The 19,405-nt window shown below is 59.0% G+C and carries 15 protein-coding genes; 8 read left to right on the top strand and 7 right to left on the bottom strand.

The window, feature by feature from the left end:
- Positions 1-497 precede the first annotated feature (497 nt).
- Complete coding sequence (locus BM430_RS03200; protein WP_177302911.1) at positions 498-845, bottom strand: helix-turn-helix domain-containing protein; 348 nt, start codon at positions 843-845, stop codon at positions 498-500.
- A gap of 109 nt (positions 846-954) precedes the next feature.
- On the opposite strand from BM430_RS03200, the gene BM430_RS33735 reads away from it, so the two are divergent.
- A complete protein-coding gene (locus tag BM430_RS33735; protein ID WP_143131942.1) occupies positions 955-2,058 on the top strand; it encodes a hypothetical protein in 1,104 nt (367 codons plus the stop codon).
- Positions 2,059-2,575: 517 nt separating this feature from the next.
- On the opposite strand, the gene BM430_RS33740 is transcribed toward BM430_RS33735, so the two are convergent.
- Positions 2,576-3,826, bottom strand: a complete 1,251-nt coding sequence (locus BM430_RS33740; protein WP_143131943.1) for a hypothetical protein — start codon at positions 3,824-3,826, stop codon at positions 2,576-2,578.
- Positions 3,823-4,614 (bottom strand): hypothetical protein, encoded by a 792-nt coding sequence (locus BM430_RS33745; protein ID WP_210188399.1) that lies wholly within the window; start codon positions 4,612-4,614, stop codon positions 3,823-3,825. The genes BM430_RS33740 and BM430_RS33745 overlap by 4 nt, the downstream gene beginning before the upstream one ends.
- Positions 4,615-4,879: 265 nt before the next feature.
- On the opposite strand from BM430_RS33745, the gene BM430_RS03205 reads away from it, so the two are divergent.
- Together BM430_RS03205 and BM430_RS33750 are read left to right on the top strand one after the other, a co-directional pair.
- Positions 4,880-5,629: a GIY-YIG nuclease family protein gene (locus BM430_RS03205; RefSeq protein WP_093565216.1), complete on the top strand. Its 750-nt coding sequence runs from the start codon at positions 4,880-4,882 to the stop codon at positions 5,627-5,629.
- A gap of 167 nt (positions 5,630-5,796) precedes the next feature.
- Positions 5,797-8,085 carry a CHAT domain-containing protein gene (locus BM430_RS33750; protein WP_143131945.1) on the top strand — a complete coding sequence of 763 codons (2,289 nt, stop codon included), beginning with the start codon at positions 5,797-5,799 and terminating at the stop codon, positions 8,083-8,085.
- 565 nt (positions 8,086-8,650) lie between these two features.
- Here the strand turns inward: BM430_RS33750 and BM430_RS03210 are convergent.
- The 4 genes from BM430_RS03210 to BM430_RS03230 all read right to left on the bottom strand — a co-directional run bounded on the left by BM430_RS03210 (position 8,651) and on the right by BM430_RS03230 (position 13,151).
- Entirely contained in the window at positions 8,651-9,487 is an 837-nt protein-coding gene (locus BM430_RS03210; RefSeq protein ID WP_244539291.1) for a site-specific integrase, read from the bottom strand.
- Between the two features lie 1,269 nt (positions 9,488-10,756).
- Complete coding sequence (locus tag BM430_RS33755) at positions 10,757-11,065, bottom strand: hypothetical protein (protein ID WP_143131946.1); 309 nt, start codon at positions 11,063-11,065, stop codon at positions 10,757-10,759.
- Positions 11,066-11,361: 296 nt separating this feature from the next.
- Entirely contained in the window at positions 11,362-11,958 is a 597-nt protein-coding gene (locus BM430_RS03225) for an ANTAR domain-containing response regulator (RefSeq protein ID WP_093565226.1), read from the bottom strand.
- Complete coding sequence (locus BM430_RS03230) at positions 11,955-13,151, bottom strand: transporter substrate-binding domain-containing protein (RefSeq protein ID WP_093565229.1); 1,197 nt, start codon at positions 13,149-13,151, stop codon at positions 11,955-11,957. The genes BM430_RS03225 and BM430_RS03230 overlap by 4 nt, the downstream gene beginning before the upstream one ends.
- A gap of 402 nt (positions 13,152-13,553) precedes the next feature.
- On the opposite strand from BM430_RS03230, the gene BM430_RS03235 reads away from it, so the two are divergent.
- From BM430_RS03235 to BM430_RS03255, 5 genes are all read left to right on the top strand, one after another.
- The gene (locus BM430_RS03235; RefSeq protein WP_093565233.1) at positions 13,554-14,969 is read left to right on the top strand and encodes an amidase; all 1,416 of its coding nucleotides are present in this window, start codon (positions 13,554-13,556) and stop codon (positions 14,967-14,969) included.
- On the top strand, positions 14,966-15,964 hold the full coding sequence (locus BM430_RS03240) for an acetamidase/formamidase family protein (RefSeq protein ID WP_093565239.1): 999 nt from the start codon (positions 14,966-14,968) through the stop codon (positions 15,962-15,964). The genes BM430_RS03235 and BM430_RS03240 overlap by 4 nt, the downstream gene beginning before the upstream one ends.
- Before the next feature lie 121 nt (positions 15,965-16,085).
- Complete coding sequence (locus BM430_RS03245) at positions 16,086-17,309, top strand: urea ABC transporter substrate-binding protein (RefSeq protein ID WP_093565242.1); 1,224 nt, start codon at positions 16,086-16,088, stop codon at positions 17,307-17,309.
- A gap of 45 nt (positions 17,310-17,354) precedes the next feature.
- Positions 17,355-18,221, top strand: a complete 867-nt coding sequence (locus BM430_RS03250) for an ABC transporter permease subunit (protein WP_093565245.1) — start codon at positions 17,355-17,357, stop codon at positions 18,219-18,221.
- A gap of 115 nt (positions 18,222-18,336) precedes the next feature.
- Positions 18,337-19,404 (top strand): branched-chain amino acid ABC transporter permease, encoded by a 1,068-nt coding sequence (locus BM430_RS03255; RefSeq protein WP_093565247.1) that lies wholly within the window; start codon positions 18,337-18,339, stop codon positions 19,402-19,404.
- The last annotated feature ends 1 nt before the right edge of the window (position 19,405 follow it).

Below are 19,405 nucleotides of genomic sequence, written 5' to 3' on the forward strand. Positions count from 1 at the left end.
GGGTGGAGCTATAAGCCGTGATGATGCCGGCCGTAGATTAACATCACAGCTGTCTAACTTGCTTATCTGTTAGTAGGGCGGCAGCAAGCGCAAACAGGCGGTATCCAAGGAGAAACCCCTTACGTCCCTGCACTCGTTGTCCAGTAGTAACGCGGCAGCACAGAACCCGGCCCCTTCAGCCGCGTCTAGAGCCAAATGCTCGTCCATCGATAGTTTTTCGGTGAACCCGCCTTCATACCGCGTCAACGCACTATAGGCTGCGTTTCCTACTCCTACTGCCGCCAGGGGATCACCGACGAGCATCCTGACATGCAATATACTACTCGTAGTACTTGCTTCTAAGAGGTGGATGGTGGAGGTGAGAACATATCTTTCTTCTTATACATGATATTTAATATTTAATAAGATAGGTATTTACTTCCACCCTCCACCTCGAGAAGGAAGGGTGTTGGTAAAGTCTCGAAGGTGTCTATGAATGTACATTACTAGTAAATACATTACGGCGATGAGCGGCAATCGGCTTGCTTTTGTTTATCGATATATAACCTAAGGAATTCCGATATAAACTTCAAATCGCTAACGTTCATTTTCATAATTATCATATCAATCTCAGTTTTAAGGTTCAATGCGTCGGTAGTTTGCGGTGCATCATCAAACATATACCCAATGGGAATGCCGGTCACATCGCAAATTCTTTGAAGAGTATCTATAGTAGGTAGATTCACGCCCCGTTCTATATTACTGATCGCTTCTTTGCTGCGATCGATGGCACCTGCTAGTGCCTCTTGAGTCAGACCGGCAGCTTCACGGGCTCGGCGGACCCTCGTCCCTATGGCGTAGTTCAACTCAGGCTTCATGAGACGGAGTGTGACTACGGCTTCTCCGTTTGCCCACGGATCATGATACGATACAGTGCCCTAGAAGCGGAGTTCTCTCCGTCTTAAGGGTATGGCGATGACCATCATCAGGCGGCTAGCATTACTGGTAATCGCAATCGGCGCCGTGGCAGGTTCAGCGAGAGCACAGGAACGGCAGAGCGACACGGATCGACGCTTGGTGATGCCATACGTCCGGTCGGCAACTGACTGTGTGGCCTCAGCTGTAAGGAACCGCCTATCCGCCTCACCGTCCCAGCCTGAGCTTCGGGCAGCGATCAATACTGTTATCGAAACGCGCCTATGCAGCGAGGCCATATCCGACCTCGAGGCTCGATATGACAGCGTGTATGGCGGAGGTAGTGGTTCGGAGTTCGTGAGAGGGCCCTACCTGAGCGACCTTCCGAGGGCCGTGAAGGCGCGATTGGCGGTCAATGATCGGGTCGCAACGACGCCACCGGCATCCGTCAGCGCCCTCCCCTCTCCTACTTCTACTATCAATAATAACGACAGCAAAAAGCAGCCTCAATCACCCACAATTAGCTCGAAAGCCGACAACGAGGCGCGATCATATATCAATAGTAATCTCGGATCGAAGGAGATGACTGACGATGATCTGAGATATTATATATCAGTCGCGTTATCATTGATGGCCGGAAGTGCCTTCGTACTGTTTGTGTTGGGTTGCGGTTCGAAATACGTTGTGTTCAATTCGATAGTTGATGCCGGCATGACAGCCTCAATATTCCTTATTCCCATCGCAGTGGTCATAGCCGCTTCATTGTCTATAATTGCATTTTCGAGCCATGAAACGAGACCCGTGACCGAGATAGTTGCAATTTCAAAATCCAATCCGATGTTGGGTCTGGTCCTTGTGGTAGGATTTCTAGTGTGGTTATGGAGTTTCTTCGGAACGATCGTAAGTTCTATATATTTCAACGGCCCAATCGCTGGATCATTAATCGCCTGTATGAAGCTGTCCGCAGCATTGATGTTGGTAATCGTATGGATTGGTTCGTTCTATGTCGAGGATGATCGCGGTCCACGTCGAATTACCATCACCAAACTACTGCTAATTGGGTTCGCGATCTGGCTTGCATCGAAGTTTGTCAATGGTCCAAGAGTGATGGAAGCCCGAGCCGATAGTGGGACCGGCCGTGACGATGGTATGGTTCGCGTATGATCGTTCGACAAGCATAGACGACTTTCTGGACTGACATGTCTTATTGGCCGGCGTTCAGATGTCCGTACGTGCTTCCTCCTTGGGACGTGTCGGTCAGTGCCCTTCCGGTTGGATATTGCGTCAACCCGTAAGCTTTCAGAATCGAAGTCATTCGTCGGGCTGCCATGGTCGGATCGTAACTGGCCGTGGGAACCAGAACCATGTTCGAAGACACCCGGCGCGTGCTCCAGGGCGCTACTAAGGGACCCATGCCGGAAGAGCCAAGCTATAGAAGGCAGCCTGTGGGAATCCGGTCGCGGTCGAGGACTATGGCAGTAAATCGAGGTGGCCGTCGCGGGGTTTTGGAGTGTGACTCGAGAGTGGGTAGAGGGGCACGCGGGGCACGGGCCGAACGGGAGAGTGGACAGGATCGCGAGCGAAGCAGCAGATTGGGCTCGAATCGGACCTGTAAAATTTATCAAGTTGCCGATGTTGTTTTGATCTGCAGAGTTGAGTAACCGGATATGTAGAAATAAAATTAGCTGCGCCGAGAGGAACGGGATACAAATTGGCCCGCGTATCGCTTTAAATCTGTAACATCTGATTGATACATGCCAAACCGACCTTCGACATGTCGAAGGTCAAATCTTCCACCTCCGTGGATCATGGCATCAAGCATTATCAGTCTTTTGTGTTCCTCCTGAAGTTGCTTAGCGTGCATAGGCCAATTGGCTGCCTGGGCCCGTCTTGGAAATATGTTTTTGAAAGCGTTATCTTTGCGAATGCGAAACAATTTTACACGTTCAGTGAGTATTGGATCTCCAATTTCCATAACGTCTTTAGGGGCATTCGTATCACCAAATAATAATATTGATAAATTAAATGCCTTTCCAAAATTTCCAGTAAGGTGTGCCTCGTGAAGTTCTCTTTTCATGATGACACGAAAATCTTTCGGCTTGAGATATTTAAAAGATACCTTGGGCCATCCTTGATTGATCCACGCATTATAAATTCCGTCTGGGAAATGTGACAATATTAGATTAAGTTTGTGGGATTTTTCAACATCCCTATAATCACCAAGCGCGATCTTGTTTGTCAGGTAGGCAAAGATATGATCACGCGTCTGATTTGCTCGAAATACGCCATCTTCTTCCTTCCCGAGCACCGCACTGAGTTGCATCAACTCCGTTTTAGAGCCGAACCTACGCAGCCATTTAGTCGCTGAAAGGCGTAGTTCGTTATCGATGGGGCAAGGTGGGTCAGCTAGCTTCCTCACCGTAGCGACAGCAACTCTATATCGCGAAACCCAATACCGGGAGTGTACCGGAGGAGCTTCTATGACATCGTCAAACTGCTGTCCGATTGACTCTGTAGCCCAAACTCTGTCGCGACGCTTATAGAAGCCATCCCGGGCGTTTCCGAGGATCCGCGTCATGTCTGCCAGTACTGATGATTCTTTGACTGCAGCTTCGCCAAACAATAAGGCAGGTGTCAAAGATTCTGCATCTCCATCAATAACCTCCATTAATTCATTTATCCAAAATGGAATAGGCCCAGGGTCGCCTAAATTATATCGTTTATTATTATGGCTGTCGGGGGTTGCATAGTTTATATAATAGTTTTCCGTATTATAAAACGTTATAAATCTCGTAATTCTGAGGTCGAAATCAGTCTCAGCGACAAACATTTGGTTTGTATCTCTGGCTGAAAATACCGCAATTCCAATAGTGTCAAGGGATTTTATAAGTTGTACGGCACCAATCATATTAAGAGTCGATCGCCTATTCATTTATATAATCCGTATCGCCTATATATGTTATTCACGGCTTCGTATATTAGTCCATAATGACTGGCGCTGTTGAGCGGATGTAAGTCGTATGTTTCTATAGCGTCCGTTATATGAAAAATCGAATCCCGAAATCCTGGAATGCGAGCGTACTCGGACGGCATCACAATACCTAGAACGTTTTGACTAGTAAGATATATATCTTCCGTGATTTGCAGCTCAATTGCAGCTGCCCTATCGTCGAAATTAGCATTTGAATCTTCTCTATATAACCGAGCAAGGGCAGCGATTTCCTGATGCCGCGCATCGATTTCATAGCGTTCTTTGATATCGAATATATCAAACGATCTTCTTTTTATATATCTCGCGTCATCTCCAAAAAATACAGAAACTAACCGACCGATATTATTTTTGTTTACCGATACATCGTAATTATTGATATCAAAGCAAGTTATATAGTTAGGTAATCTTTTCCCGACAAACGCACCGCTGTCAAAGGGGAAGATGCGTTTGATTGGAAGCTCATGAGCGAATCTCAGTACAAAGACCACTGGCAGCTGCCATTCTGATGGATTTTCTGAAGCCGGAACTTTGTATGACGGGCGTCCAACAAACAGGTAGCAGAGATTATCACCCATAAAAACATTACATGGAGTTGCCAAAAGTCTTTCGTCATTCAGTATATCGAGCAATCTTGCAGCCATAGCGGAATGAACTAAGGGAAGGTTGCTGTCAGAAGGAGTATTTGATTTGATGAGGAACTCATTGAGTCGGATGGGTTTTATTTTCACGCTACGCCCCAACTTTCGAAGAACCGCATGTGGTCAGCATGACTACCATCTCGCGCAACAATTAGATATGGTATGGGCTGTGGTGGTATGGTGTCTACCTTTGATCCGGTCCCGGTGTTCCATCGCCCACTCAGACCGTGCCATATCTTAGATGATTACATGGAGTGATGCCGTGTCAAGTCCGTTGCGGCTCTATTATCCTTGAAATGGTTCGCTACATCGTCGCTGCCCTAATAAGGTCAGCCGCACGGGTGTCTACTTCCTTGTGGGCGACGATCCTGACCAACCCACCAGGGTTCGGGTTTACGTCGGAGAGAGTGACAGCTTCATCGACCGCATCAAGTCCCATGCCAAGGACGCTTCTAAGGATTTTTGGAGCCGGGTCTGCGTCGTCACGTCCAAGGATGCCAACCTAACCAAGTCCCACGTCCGCTACCTCGAGCACCGATTCGTGGAACTGACGAAGGGTGCCGACCGAGCCAACCTCGCCATCGGCAACGAGCCCGGACGCAAGGCCCTCCCCGAGAGCGATATCTCGGATATGGAGTTCTTCATTGCTCAGGTGGAGGTGATTCTGCCGGTGGTGGGCTTCGATTTCCTCCGGCCCAAGGGACGCGTCACTGCCCCTGCAACGCCGAGCAAGGAGGCTGAGCAGGCGTCTGGGTCGCCTTTGGAATTGGTCTTCGCGAGTGACAAGCTCGGCTACAAGGCTATGGCAGTTGAGGTGGATGGAGAGGTGACCGTCCTTGAAGGTTCGACAGCCACCGCGAAAAGCGACTTCGCTAGCAAGGGTTACTCGTCGCTACGTGACCAGCTCATCGCCGAAGGCCGCCTTGTGCTCGTGCCAGTATCGCAGCTCCTTCGGTTCCGAGTAGCAGTGACCTTCACGAGTGCAAGCGCAGCAGCCGCGGTTGTTGCAAATCGTAACACGAATGAAAGGACGGCGTGGCGCCTCGTCAGCACCGGGCAGACCCTCAAGGAATGGCAAGACGCCCAGCTTAGCATCCCAAGTTGAAATTGTTGTTTTCTGCTATTTTAACACCTGCATATAGGCATTTTATTACAAAAGATATTACTAATTAGCATTTCGATTTGATAACGTTCGTCACTCAGGGGCACGTGTAACGACTCTAATGTGAGACATTGTATTAATAATATGCAAGCGCCGATTTGAAAAAGCGCGTGGAATCGCGTAAGCGTCACAACGCGCATCTTATCCAAATGATTCTTACAGTCAGAGCCATGCCCATGCTACCCGAACTTGACACTTCAATAATATTTCTTATCAGTGTGCCAGACTGGAAACCAGAGGATGCTACGCCCTTTCAGGGTTTCGCCCCCAGTTTGTGTGAGAACGCGCATCTGCTTGAATTTATACAACAGTTTCCGTCAGATATACTTGAACTCACACCCGACCAAGTGCCGTATAGAGTGTTGAAGCGTATCAGCGGTGTTAACCCGATACGTTGGCTTGGTCAGTCCCCAAGAACACTTAAGTCGCAAATGATACCTGAGTTTTTGGCATTTACAATCGTAATGCTAGGGCCCGAGGAGTCAATCGATGATTACAGATATTGGATAGATGCGTGCCCTGCACCATTAACTGTGATAGCCTCTAAAGGAGGGCATATATCTTATTCAGAACTTTCATTTGAGAGTCTGCGTGACCGCCTGTTGAATGTTTGCTCAATACTGGAGGATAGAGGCAAGGTATCTGGCGCTGCGGAAGCAAGGAATGCTATCTCGTCGTGGGTAGAAATGCCTGAACTGAGCCTTGAATACGAAATACAAGGACATGGAACCATTGCTCCTAATGTAATAACACTTAGAGCAGCAGGATATGCAATCTGGAGTGTTGAGCCATTTCGATATACTCGCGATGAAAAGAAATACGTCGAACAGATTGTGCGTACTACGCATACGGTTTTGGATATTAGAGACGCAGAGAAGCCTCGACAGATCAATAGGGCATTTCCCCAATCCATTGATTTGAATTTATACTGCCCTGCGACATACGATCTCCGGTCGTTTAAGGGCGGTAAATCAGAATTAGATATCAAAACACGAAAGAGAATTCTCAGTGCGATTCGTATGATCGAAAGACAGTCGAGTTACAATTTCTCTACGTCATCAAAGGCTCAAGTAGAAGCTATCTTTGGGATAGATTTGTTAGAAACCAAAAATAAGGATAATGTACAATTTAATCCCTTATTAATAATGAGAGCTAGTGAGGTTCGATTTGGAAACGAAATTGTAGCTTGTTTAGCGGCATCTGAAATAAGCGCAGTAGTTCGATTGCCAAACAGAATTAATAGAACAAAAGGGATAGTCAGGCAATTCGCACAACATTATCGAGCTGAGAAGTCTCAAATACAGAAAAGATCCGAACTATTCCGTGACGTGCAGCGTGCTTTGAGTGACGCATTTCCCACAGAATTCTATGATCTGCTTCAACGATCAAAAAACGGTGTTCGTATTATATCAGATGCCCATGTCGAATGGCTTAATATAAAGGGATTTCCCCTAGGACTTCGTTATAATGTAGCACGGTTACCAGTAACCCCTGGCAATGCATTTGTAGGGACAGCGGCAGCAGTTCAAACTATGTTTCTTGAGCCTGATGACTTGCTGGATGTGCTCGTAATTGGAGGTCTCGCTAATGACGACATCGTTGGCAAGCCGTTCGACTTAGCCTTTGAGCAATTCGGCAAGCAATGGCGCAATAAACTTAGATTAACACGTGTCAATGTGAAGACCAGAAACGAATTTATAGATGCGTTGAATGCATTTAATGGAATGATCATGGTTTTTGATGGACATGGATCTCATAGGCAAGATCAGCCTGGAGTTATTTGGCTAAACAAGGAACCGATAGATGTTTGGAGATTGCGAGGAGATTTGAAGCGCGTGCCGCCTATCGTTATCTTAAGTGCATGTGATACTCATGCGGCCGATAGAAACCATGCGACCGTAGCTAATGGATTTCTCGCCCTTGGATCTCGCTCGGTTCTTGGTTCTGTTTTCCCGCTGAATGCTTCTCATGCGGCTATTTTTACAGCAAGATTGCTTTATCGAGTGACTGATTATATTCCGGCAGCACTCAAAATGCTCGGACGCTCACTTACTTGGTTGGAAATCGTGTCGGGAATGCTTCGCCGTCAACTCACGACGGACATCTTGAGGCATCTGGAAAATACGAAAGTAATACCAATGAATATGGATTCGCATTATCAAGTGAGTAGGATTGTAGACACGCCCAGAGATGATGTTTTCTCAGATATTCGGGAATATCTGATTGGCATTTCCACTCAACCCAATCGATTAGATAATGAAATATATAAAGCCATTGCGAACTCAGATATAATCAGTTACCTCCATCTGGGAAGGCCGGAAACAGTTGTGATACAATATCGAACAGAAGCTGAGAAATATATTAATAATATCGATCGTCAGAATTCAAGCGATCAATAGATTAGGTTGTTGATTTGCGCGATGTGGGTGGGTGAGCGTTGGTTCATTACGACTCGCTCACCTCCTTGCGTTTATATCTGGGCTATAATTGCCCCATGTCTGCTGTCTCGCCCACCTCGTTCGATGGGGGTTCCTGGCTCCAATCGCCTTGTACGGCCATCAGCTACCTTCGGCTTGGTCGCTAGGGCCTAAGGGGTTCTTAGGTAGCTGCACGTCGCACATCCTCCGCGTACCCTCGAAGGCGTGGCGCCAAGAGTGCCTGTTTCCGGTTGAAGCTCGCCAGCTTGACGTTCATACCCCAGAGGGCCGGGGGAGTGGCTACCTCGCTGGTTGCGGGGCCTTAGGCGTCATCAGCCGATGTTTCAGAATCACCTGCGCTGCTACCTCCTTTCAGGTGACGTGCATCCCGCATCGCCAGCTTGGCAGCGACGTGCTCGGGCTTCGGGTGCGTGTATCGAAACAGCATGGCCGGGGATCGATGCCCGCTTACCATCGCTACCTCAGGCACATTCATACCGGTATTGAAGGTGAAGAGGGTTCTAGATGCGAATTCTATCGCTTTGATTTACGTTGAGCGGCTTATGTCTCGTAACTTATCGGCGATGGTTTCTGGTCTCAGGTGCGTGTATCTCATCAGCATACGAGTATCTCTGTGTCCACTTATGAGTGCCACCTCAGGGATGCTCAGGCCCATTTCGAAGAACCGGCTGACGGCCTCGTGTCTCAGGTCGTGGTACCGGAAGTCCGGCAGCGAGACGCGTCCCATAGCCCTACGCCAAGCCATCTTCACGGCATCCTCGGTTGTCGGGAACACCAGCGCGTCCGGTGTCATGTCGGCCGGTTTCAGCTCCCGTAGCAGGCTCAAGGCCCGACTCGTAAGTGGAATGGTCCGGGGATGACCGTTTTTGGCCTTCGGGATGTGCAGGGTACGCCGAGTCCAATCGATGTCCCTCCACCGAAGTCGCAGCACCTCCCCTCGCCTCATAGCCGTCTCAAGCCCGAACTCGACCATCGGCAGCAGGTGTGGGTTACGGGATCGACGGCACGCCTCGCGCAGCATCTCCCATTCCCCCGTCTCCAACCGCCTTGAGCGTTCATCGGCCACCTTGGGTTTGGTGACGAGTGCGAACGGGTTCTCGGAAATCGGTATGTCCCACACCTTCCGGGCTACCTCGAAGGCGTGGCTGTAGAGTGCCAGTTCCCGATTTATGCTCGCTGGCTTCACGGTCTTCAGCCTGAGATCCCGGTGAGCCGCTACCTTGGCCACTGTCAGGCTGCTCAAAGGCACCTTCGCCAGTCCGTGCTTCAGGAGCACCCGTATCGCCATCCCCTCCCGGACTGCTCCCCTCTTAGTCGGAGTGACGGTGTCTCTATAGCGCGCGAGGATGTCGCCCACGGTCATCCGATCCAAGGCTTTGCGGTCAGTAGGCAGTCCCCTTCGATCCGCCTCGGTCTCGATCTGCCTCGCCCACGCTTGAGCATCTGATTTGGAGGCGAACGTCCGGGTAACCAACGGCGCTCCCTTCCTTCGGACCTGAACCTGCCAACTACCCTGACGCTTTCGAAACGAAGCCATTGCTGCACTCGCTGTGACAAATTCGTGCCAAGCGTGCTCAGCGATCTTTTCTCGTCACTCAGGCTCAACCGCGGCAGCCTACCCTAAGATGATGATTTTCAATGATTAATCACCACCGAGGAAGAGCTGATGCACACGGTCTTCCCGCACCCGACGCTCTCGGAGATGATGCACGAGAGCGTGCTCGACGCGTATGGGCGGGTGATCCACGCGTAGTCTGGAGAGACCTTAAACCCTCTTGGAACAGACCGTGAGCGACCTGAATCTGGATGCGGGCAGGACTCATGGGCAAGCTTCCGAGAGGGTCTTCGGGACGCCGGGGGCTGTTTGCGGTGGGTCGGACTGTACCGGCGGAAACGCCCTGCACTCGAGCAATCGTCGTTGTGATCCGATACGTTGTCGAGGATCAGCGTGTCGCCTGGGCGCAAACTCGGCGCCGACTCGTCCCGCATGTAGGCCAGATGAGCCGCTCCGGTCATCGCGCCGCGACGGGTGTACGGGCCACCAGCCCCTCGCCGCTACTCACTGAGCGGCAACCGCTCTAATGAGTGCCGGGCCCCGCCTCGGATGCGGCGAGGGCCCCTATCGGCACGGTGATCGGGTCACGGCCGTCTCCGCATTCCACCACCACCTCCGCTTCCGTCCACGGCACGCTGCTGTCGGCGAGAGTGAGAAGCGCCCTGGCGAGCTGATGGGCCTTTCCCAACGCAGCGTCTCCGTCTGCAAGGTTGAGAGAGCCGACTTCGTCGAGAAGTTGACCAAAGATGCTCAACCTGAATCGATAGAGCGGCATGGTTCGAGGACGCCTTGAAACCCGTCTGACGGCTCGTATGATCGGATTGACCACATTGAGCAAGGCGCTCAGGGCTGGAGAAAAGCTTCGATTTTTTTCCGGGGCGCGGAGTGCGGTTTGCGGAACGCTCGGGTATCTGGCCACCCGCCGCCATCAAGCCTCCCCCACCGCACCGGGGCCGTCTTCCGCGTCCGCGCCGTCGAGGCGGAAGGCGCTCACCCTCTCGCAGCTGGTGCATCAGTAGTCGAAACACGGGGTATCACCCGTTTGGGGGTGCCTGCGTCCAGTGGCAACGACTATGCTCATGTCTTGCGGTGAGGCGATCGGCAGTGATGGCGGGCGGTGGCACGAATATCCTGAGCGTCGAGCTTCAGGAAATCACCGAGGATGAGTTCTTCGTCGTCGTCAGCTTCCAGGATAAGAGTGTTGCCAGCTTGTATCTGAGGGGAGACAGGCGGTACGCAGCGGAATGTCTCGAAGCGGCTCGGCGTCGAATCCTGCTGACTGTCACCGGGCTCCTCCCCGCTGATCCTCGCGAGGCCGTGGCCCAGGAACTGGCCCGGCTGCGTGATGACGTTCGGCTTCCCCGCAAGTAGATCGATGCCGCCCATTCGACTCGGCGCATGAGGCTGCCGCGGCCGGCCGGTTCAGTGTCTCTCACAAGACTCCCGATCGCCGTCGTCACGCAGTGTGGCGCCGTGAGCGCGGCGGGAATCTCGTGAGGTGCACTCATGCGATTTCCGATTGATCGCTCGGCGGTTGCTGCGCAATCGCTTTCGCGATGCGGACATCGGCCTCGCTCACGTGTGTGGAGCCGGAGGCTCCACCGCGCGGGCTGGCGATACGATGTCCGAACTGACCATCCGGAAATCGTATCAGTCCCGCAGCCGTCGATCCCGATCCTGTGTCAAGGAGCGGAGCGCGCCGTCCGGGCAGCATTCCCGCCGGTCCCCTGGCCCGCCATCTCCGCGCTGATCTCCTCGATCGTCATCCGCCGGGTCATGGCGCGGCGGCGCAGGAACGCGAAGGCTTCGGCCTCGCTCATGGCATGGCGGTTCATCATGCCGATGACGGCGCCGACCACGACGCGCCGCGAGCGGATCCGGTCTTCGAGCTGCGCGATCCGCTCGTCGGTCTGGCGCCGCCGCTGTCCCGTGTGCAGGGCCAGGACGAGGGCCGTGTAGAGGCCCGTCGATCGCAGCGGCTTGACCAGGAAGGCGGCCGGGTCGCGGTCGAGCATCCCGCGCAGGCGGCTCGGCGTCTCCGTTCCGACCAGCGCGACGACCGGGGCGTCGCAGCGCCGATCGAGGCCCGCCGGCCCGGCCTCGGCGACCTGGCCCGGATCGCGGTCGATGTCGACGATGGCCACGTCCGCCTCGCCGCTCTCGACCAGCCGCGCGCCCATCCGGAGGAGTTGCCGGTGCAGCAGGACGGCATCGCGCTCGTCCCCGACGAGCAGGCGGACGCGGCATCCGCGGACGGTCGGGACGGCCGGGCGGCTCATTTGACCACGCGCAGATGACGGGGCCGCGGCATGGTCATCTCCTCGCGCGGAGGCCGGCGGCCCGCGAGGCCCGCCAGGTTGAGGGTCGAGAGATAGGGGTCGGGCGCCATCGGTGCGGGTGCTTCCCAGAAGATCTCGAAGCTGTTCCCGGGCATGGATCGTGCCAGCCGCGGGGTGGCGAAGCAATGGTTGTTGCTGGGATCGATCCAGACCGGCCCCTGGGGCGCCTCGAAGACGTGCCCGGCCGCCGCCTGGCGCACGGCCGCCGCCTCGGTCGTCCCGGCGCGCCGCACCGCGCGCGCGAGCAGCATCGCGGCCACGTAGGTCGCCTGCCCGTCCACCGAGGGGCTGCTCCCGGCGCCGAACCGCGCCTTCCAGCGCGCCACGAAGGCGTGGTTCTCCGGGCGGTCGAGGCTCTCGAAATAGGCCGACGAGGTGATGCAGCCGACGGACGCCTCCGGCCCGATGCGCCGGAGCTCCGGCTCGCACAGGCTGCAGCTCAGCATCGGGATCGCGGCGCCGGCGCGGGCGAGCGCCGCGTGCAGGGCCTGGACGAAGCGGTAGCTCGACTCGCCCACCAGGGTGTTGAACACGACCGGCGGCCGGCGGGCCATGATCTCGTCCACCATGTGGGCGACGCCCGTCCCGCCGAGATCGAGCAGCCGCTCGGCCAGGATGCGGCCGCCCGCGGCGCCGACGATCTCGCGCATGACCCGGTTGGTCTCCCAGGTCCACACGTAGTTCGAGCCGACGCAGAACACCTCGTCGGCCAGCGACTCGATCATGTAGCGGGCGAGCGGCACCACGTTGTGGTTCGGGGAGGCTCCGACATAGATGATCTGGTCGCTGCACTCGAAGCCCTCGTACCGGGCCGGATGCCACAGCAGGCGCTCGGTCCGCTCGAACAGCGGCAGGACCTCCTTGCGGGAGGCCGAGGTGTAGCAGCCGATCACGTGATCGACGCCCTCGTGCCGGATGAGAGCGTCGCAGGCGTCGTGATAGGCGCTGACCCGGCCACCCGGGTCCCGCACCACCGGGACGAACCGGAAGTCGAAGGCCGGATCCTGCGCGATCTCCTCGATCGCCAGCATCGCGCCGCACAGCATCTCCCGGCCCATCATGGCGTAGGGACCGGTCTGGGAGAAGACGACGCCGACGGGGATGGCGGGCCGGCTGGAACGGCGTGCGGGCATGGCAGCGACGAGACGGCAGCGACGAGATGGCGGGGACGAGCCTGGGCTCTGCCGGAAGCCTCGTCCCCGGCCCGGACCGGCGTCAAGATGCGGCGGAAGACGGCCGATGAAAAAAGCCGTCGTACCCCGATTGACAGGCCGCCTGCCTTGGCGACATGATCTTCGTGCCAGCTTTGATCTCGCAACCGGAAAGTCTTTCTTCAGCCAGCATCGTCTGAGGGAAGCGTCGTCGAACAGTCTTTCCGGTTCGATCCTGCTCGTGCCTGACATGATACAACGGCAATGCTGCCATTCGAGGCCTCTCATCGGCCCCGGGTGGCTTTCGTCGTTGGCCTGAGCGGCTGCCCTCGCGCGGGCCGCGGGCCGGGACGCGACCGCCGTGTACCGAGGGGGAGAGACGCCGTGTCCGACGCAGACCTGCATGACTGCGAGCTTCTCGAGATCAGCCGGCGGATCGCCGCGCGGCAGGTCTCGTCCGTCGAGGCGACACAAGCCCAGCTCGACCGCATCCGGCGCCTCGACCGGCAGCTCGGGGCTTACGCCTGCGTCACGGCCGAGAGCGCGCTCGCGGCCGCCCGCACCGCCGACGCGGAACTGGAATCGGGTCGTACCCGCGGGCCGCTCCACGGCGTGCCCATCGCGGTGAAGGACCTGTGCTGGACGACCGACGCCCCCACCGCCGCCGGGATGACGATCCATCGCGACAACCGGCCGGGCGAGGACGCGACGGTGGTCAAGCGCCTGCGCGCCGCCGGTGCCGTCATCCTGGGCAAGCTCCAGCTCACGGAGGGCGCCTATGCCGACCACCATCCTGCGATCACGCCGCCGCGCAACCCCTGGGGAGCGGAGTTCTGGTCCGGGGCGTCGTCGAGCGGCTCGGGCGTCGCGACGGCCGCCGGCCTGTGCTACGGCTCCCTCGGCTCGGATACCGGCGGCTCGATCCGCTTTCCCTCGGCCGCCAACGGCGTCACCGGCCTCAAGCCGACCTGGGGCCGGGTCAGCCGCTACGGCGTGTTCGAGCTCGCCGCCACCCTCGACCATATCGGCCCGATGGCCCGCAGCGCCGCCGATTGCGGCGCGATCCTGGGCGTGATCGCGGGCGCCGACCCCGACGATCCGACCGCGGTTCCGCTGCCGGTGCCGGATTTCGCCGCCGCCCTCGAGGGCGGCGTCGCGGGGCTGCGCCTCGGCGTCGACGCCGACTGGATCGCCCGCGACGTCGACCCGGTCGCCCATGCGGTGACGCAGGCGGCGATCGACGTGCTCACCGGGCTCGGCGCCAAAATCGTTCCGGTCCGCTTCCCCGATCCGGACGACGTCATCCGCGACTGGTTCCCGCTCTGCGGGATCGAGACCGCGGTGGCGCACGAGGCGACCTATCCGGCGCGCAAGGACGAGTACGGTCCGGCCCTGGCCGGGCTCATCGAGCTCGGGCGGGCGCAATCCGGCCTGGACTACCAGAAGATCATCCTGCGGCGGGAGGCGTTCCGCGGCCGCGTGCGGGCGCTGTTCGAGGAGGTCGACCTGCTGGCGGTGCCGGTCCAGGCCTTCGCCGGCCCGACGCTCGCCACGATGGCGACGCTCGGCGAGGATGCCGCCCTGATGAACGGCCTTCTGCGCTTCACCTGCCCGTTCGACATGACCGGCAGCCCCACCATCACCCTGCCGGGCGGCTTCACCACGGCGGGTGCGCCGGTGGCCTTCCAGCTCGTAGGCCCGCATTTCGGCGAGGCCGCCCTGGTGCGGGCCGGCCACGCCTTCCAGTCGGCCACCGACTGGCACCGTCGCCACCCGGCCCTCTCAAGGAGCGCGACATGACGCAGGATCTCGGCGCCTGGCTCGGCACGTCGATCATGGCCCGCCGGGGCGTGGGCGGGGGCCGGGCTGGAGCCCGCCACGCCCTGACCGTGGCGGCGCAAGGCGGCTTCCACTACGTCTACGGCCCCTACGCCAAGCCCACCCTCACCATCGCGCCCGGCGACGTGGTGGCGGTGGAGACCGAGGACGCCTTCGGCGGCGTCATCACCCGCGAGAGCGACCGCCCGACCCAGCTCCTGAACTTCCCTTACCTGAACCCGCAGAGCGGCCCGATCGTCGTCGAGGGCGCCGAGAAGGGCGACTGCCTCGCCGTCTACATCCACGATGTGGAGACGCGGGGCGCGCAGCCCGCCGGCACCACCTGCATCATGCCGGAATTCGGCGGCCTGGTGGGCAACGGCAACCTCCTCAACCCGCCCCTGCCCGAGCGGGTGCGCAAGATGCACGTCGACCGCGACGGCGTGCGCTGGAGCGACACGATCACCCTGCCCTACGAGCCGTTCATCGGCACCATCGGGGTGTCGCCGGAGATCGAGGCGATCTCCTCGCTCCAGCCCGACTATCACGGCGGCAACATGGACCTGCCGGACGTCGCGCCCGGCGCCGTCATCTACCTGCCGGTCCATACCCCGGGCGGCTACCTCTATGTCGGCGATTGCCATGCCACCCAGGGCGACGGCGAATTGTCGGGCGTCGCGATCGAGCAGCGCGCGACCGCGACGCTCCAGATCGACCTGATCAAGGGGTGGAGCTTCCCCTGGCCGCGGCTGGAGACGCGGGACTTCATCATGACCATCGGCAGCGCCCGCCCGCTGGAGGACGCCGCCCGCATCGCCTATCGCGAGCTCGTGCGCTGGATGAGCCACGAATACGGCTTCGACGAGATCGACGCCTACATGCTCCTGAGCCAGGCCGGGCGGATGCGCCTGGGCAACATGGTCGACCCCAAATTCACGATGGGGGCCTCGATCCTGAAACGCTACCTGACGCCCTGACCTCAGGCCGGCGACCGGCGCGGTCGCGGCCGGTCCCGGGAGCGACCCGGAGAGGCCCAGGCCCGAGCCCATCAAAGCCGAGACCTCCCTTCATTCCCCTCTCAGAGAGGCCCGACCGCGCATGTCGCTCCTTCGCTCCCTTCGCACCGGCACGGCCGCCCTGCTGCTGCTGGCCGGGCCGGTCCAGGCCGCCGACCCGATCAAGGTCGGGCTCCTGGAGGACATCTCCGGCGACCTCGCGGTGATCGGCCTGCCGAAGCTCCACGGCGCGCAGCTCGCCGTCGAGGAGATCAACAAGGCGGGCGGCGTGCTCGGCCGCCCGCTGGAGCTGATCCACCTCGACCCGCAGGGCGACAACGCCCGCTATCAGGAATTCGGGCGAAGGCTGCTCAACCGCGACAAGGTGGACGTCTTGTTCGGCGGCATCACCTCCGCCTCGCGCGAGGCCCTGCGGCCCGTCGTCAACCGCACCAAGGTCCCGTACTTCTATACCAACCAGTACGAGGGCGGCGTCTGCGACGCCAACATGGTCAGCATGGGGGCGGTGCCCGAGCAGCAATTCTCGACCCTGATCCCCTGGATGGTCGAGAAGTTCGGCAAGAAGGTCTACGTCATCGCCGCGGACTACAATTTCGGCCAGATCTCGGCCGAGTGGAACCGCACGCTGATGAAGAAGCTCGGCGGCGAGGTCGTCGGCGAGGAATTCATTCCGCTCGGCGTGTCGCAGTTCGCCCAGACGATCCAGAACATCCAGAAGGCCAAGCCCGACTGGCTGCTGACGATCAATGTCGGGGCGGCGCAGGATTCGTTCTTCGAGCAGGCCGCCGCCGCCAAGCTCAACCTGCCGATGGGCTCCTCGATCAAGATCATGCTCGGCTTCGAGCACAAGCGCTTCGCTCCGCCGGCCCTCAACAACATGCACGCCACGGCGAACTGGTTCGAGGAGCTCGATACGCCCGCGGCCAACGATTTCAAGGCGCGGTGGAAGGCCAAGTTCCCGAACGAGACCTACATCAACGACATGGGCTACAACGCCTATGCCGGCCTCTTCATGTACCGGATGCTGGCCGAGCGGGCGAAGTCGCTGAAGCTCGACGACCTGCGCAAGGTGATGGCCGCGGGCGACGCTTGCATCGAGGCGCCCGAGGGCCAAGTCTGCATCGACCCCAAGAGCCAGCACACCTCGCACCACATGCGCCTCGTCTCGGTCGGGCCGAAGCACGAGGTCACGGTCGACAAGGATTACGGCACGATCCAGCCCTACTGGCTCGGCGAGATCGGCTGCGACCTCACCAAGAAGAACGACAAGGAACAATACACGCCGGACAATCTGCCGAAAAAGTAACGGCATTCGCCGCCATTCCTGAGGCCCGGACTTGAGGGAAACGGCGTGATCGCGGAACTGTTCTCGCTCTTCTACCAGTTCGCCGACGTGTTCGCGTTCCTGATCCTGTCGGCGGCGGGTCTGGCGATCGTCTTCGGCATGATGGGCGTCATCAACATGGCGCATGGCGAATTCATCATGTGCGGCGCCTACGTCACGGTGGCGCTCGCCCATGCGGGCGTGCCGCTGCCGCTGGCCCAGGCCTGCGCCACCGCCGTGGCGGGCCTCGTCGGCGTCGCGGTCGAGATCGCCATCGTGCGCAAGCTCTACCGCCGCCCCCTCGACTCGCTGCTCGCGACCTGGGGCCTGAGCCTGATCGTCACCCAGGGGCTGCTCCTCGTGCTCGGCTCGTCGATGCCGGGGATCGGCACCCCGCCGGGTAGCTTCGCGGTCGGCCCCTACACCTTCTCGACCTATCGCCTCGTCCTGTTCGGCGGCGCGCTCGCGGTGCTGGGCGCGATCTACGTGGTGTTCATGCGCACCCGCTTCGGGGTCCATGCCCGGGCAACGATGCAGAACGCCGACATGGCGCGGGCGCTCGGGGTGCGGGTCGGCCGGGTCTACGCGATCAGCTTCGGGTTCGGCGCGGCCCTCGCCGGGTTCTGCGGCGCGCTCTACGCCCCCACGATGACGCTGATCCCCACCATGGGGGCGACCTTCGTGGTCGAGAGCTTCGTCACCGTGGTGGTGGGCGGGGCCAACGTCCTGCTCGGTACCGCCCCGGCCGGCGTCCTCCTGGCGGCCATCCGCATGGGGCTCAACGCCGCCTACGGCCAGATCATCGGCCAGATCGGCATGCTGGTCGCCGTCATCCTCATCATCCGCGTCCTGCCGGAGGGGCTGTCGAGCCTCCTGGTCCGGCGCGCCGGCTAGAGCGCTTCGCGATCGCGCCGCCGCTGTAAAGCGTTCTAGTCTTTGAATGTCCTGCATACCTTCGACGAACCGGTCGCCCATTCGTCGACAGATGCCCTGGTGATCGGGAGCCGCGATGCTGCACCTCCTCAACGGACCGCAGACCTTCGGGCGCGGCAAGGCCTTCTGGGGCGCCGCCGCCGCCGTGCTCGCGGCCGCCCTCGTCTACCCGGCCTTCGCCGATTCCTACGACGTCGGCAACTTCGCCTACTTCCTGATCTGGCTGTTCATGGCGCTGGGCCTCGGCCTGATGTGGGGCTACGGCGGGATGCTGTCCTTCGGGCAGACCTTCTTCTTCGGCATCGGCGGCTACGGCTACGGGGTGCTCGCGATCAATCTCGGCGGGGGCGGCGCGACCTTCGCGGCCCTCGCGCTGGCCGTGGCGCTGGCGATGCTGGCGGCCCTGGTGCTCGGCTACTTCATGATCTGGGGCGGCGTCGGCGGGGTGTTCTTCGGCATCGTGACGCTGTCGGCCACCCTGGTCCTCGCCTTCTTCCTCGGCCAGACCGCCGGGCCGGAATGGCGCATCGGGACGGCGCGGCTCAACGGCTTCAACGGCATGAAGGGCATGGACCCGCTGACGCTGCCCTGGGGCGGCGAGGACCTCGTCCTGGAGGGCACGCTGCTCTATTACGGCCTCCTGGCGCTGCTCGTCGCGGTCTATCTCGGGCTGCGCCTGCTGCTCAATTCCCGGTTCGGCCACACCCTGGTGGCGATCCGCGAGGATGCGCAGCGCGCCGAACTGCTCGGCTACGACGCCCGCAAGTACCAGCTCGCCACCTTCGCCCTCGGCAGCGGGCTCGCCGGCCTGAGCGGCGGGCTCTACACCGCCTGGGGCCAGTTCATCACCCCGTCGAGCATCGGCCTGCCGGCCGCCGCCATGCCGATCATCTGGGTGGCGTTCTCCGGACGCAGCGACGTCACCGCGACGCTGGTCGGCTCGTTCCTGCTCCTGTTCGGCTTCCAGACCCTCACGGTCTACAGCCAGCAGCTCGCCCTGGTGCTCATGGGCGCGCTGCTGCTCGGCACCGTGATGCTGGCGCCGCAGGGCCTGATCCTCGGCCTCGTCGAGCTGCTCCGCCGCAAGCCGATGACGGGCCGGGCCTCGCGCGCGCTGCCCTCCGCCCGCCCGAACGAGGTCTAGG

Origin of the sequence: Methylobacterium sp. 174MFSha1.1 (genome assembly GCF_900116815.1) — a bacterium.
Lineage (GTDB): Bacteria > Pseudomonadota > Alphaproteobacteria > Rhizobiales > Beijerinckiaceae > Methylobacterium.

Coding starts and splice junctions, on each gene's coding strand:
- BM430_RS33735 (WP_143131942.1), top strand. CDS start 955: ATGACCATCATCAGGCGGCTAGCATTACTGGTAATCGCAATCGGCGCC.
- BM430_RS33740 (WP_143131943.1), bottom strand. CDS start 3,826: ATGAATAGGCGATCGACTCTTAATATGATTGGTGCCGTACAACTTATA.
- BM430_RS03210 (WP_244539291.1), bottom strand. CDS start 9,487: ATGACCGTGGGCGACATCCTCGCGCGCTATAGAGACACCGTCACTCCG.
- BM430_RS33755 (WP_143131946.1), bottom strand. CDS start 11,065: ATGGGCGGCATCGATCTACTTGCGGGGAAGCCGAACGTCATCACGCAG.
- BM430_RS03225 (WP_093565226.1), bottom strand. CDS start 11,958: ATGAGCCGCCCGGCCGTCCCGACCGTCCGCGGATGCCGCGTCCGCCTG.
- BM430_RS03230 (WP_093565229.1), bottom strand. CDS start 13,151: ATGCCCGCACGCCGTTCCAGCCGGCCCGCCATCCCCGTCGGCGTCGTC.
- BM430_RS03240 (WP_093565239.1), top strand. CDS start 14,966: ATGACGCAGGATCTCGGCGCCTGGCTCGGCACGTCGATCATGGCCCGC.
- BM430_RS03245 (WP_093565242.1), top strand. CDS start 16,086: ATGTCGCTCCTTCGCTCCCTTCGCACCGGCACGGCCGCCCTGCTGCTG.
- BM430_RS03255 (WP_093565247.1), top strand. CDS start 18,337: ATGCTGCACCTCCTCAACGGACCGCAGACCTTCGGGCGCGGCAAGGCC.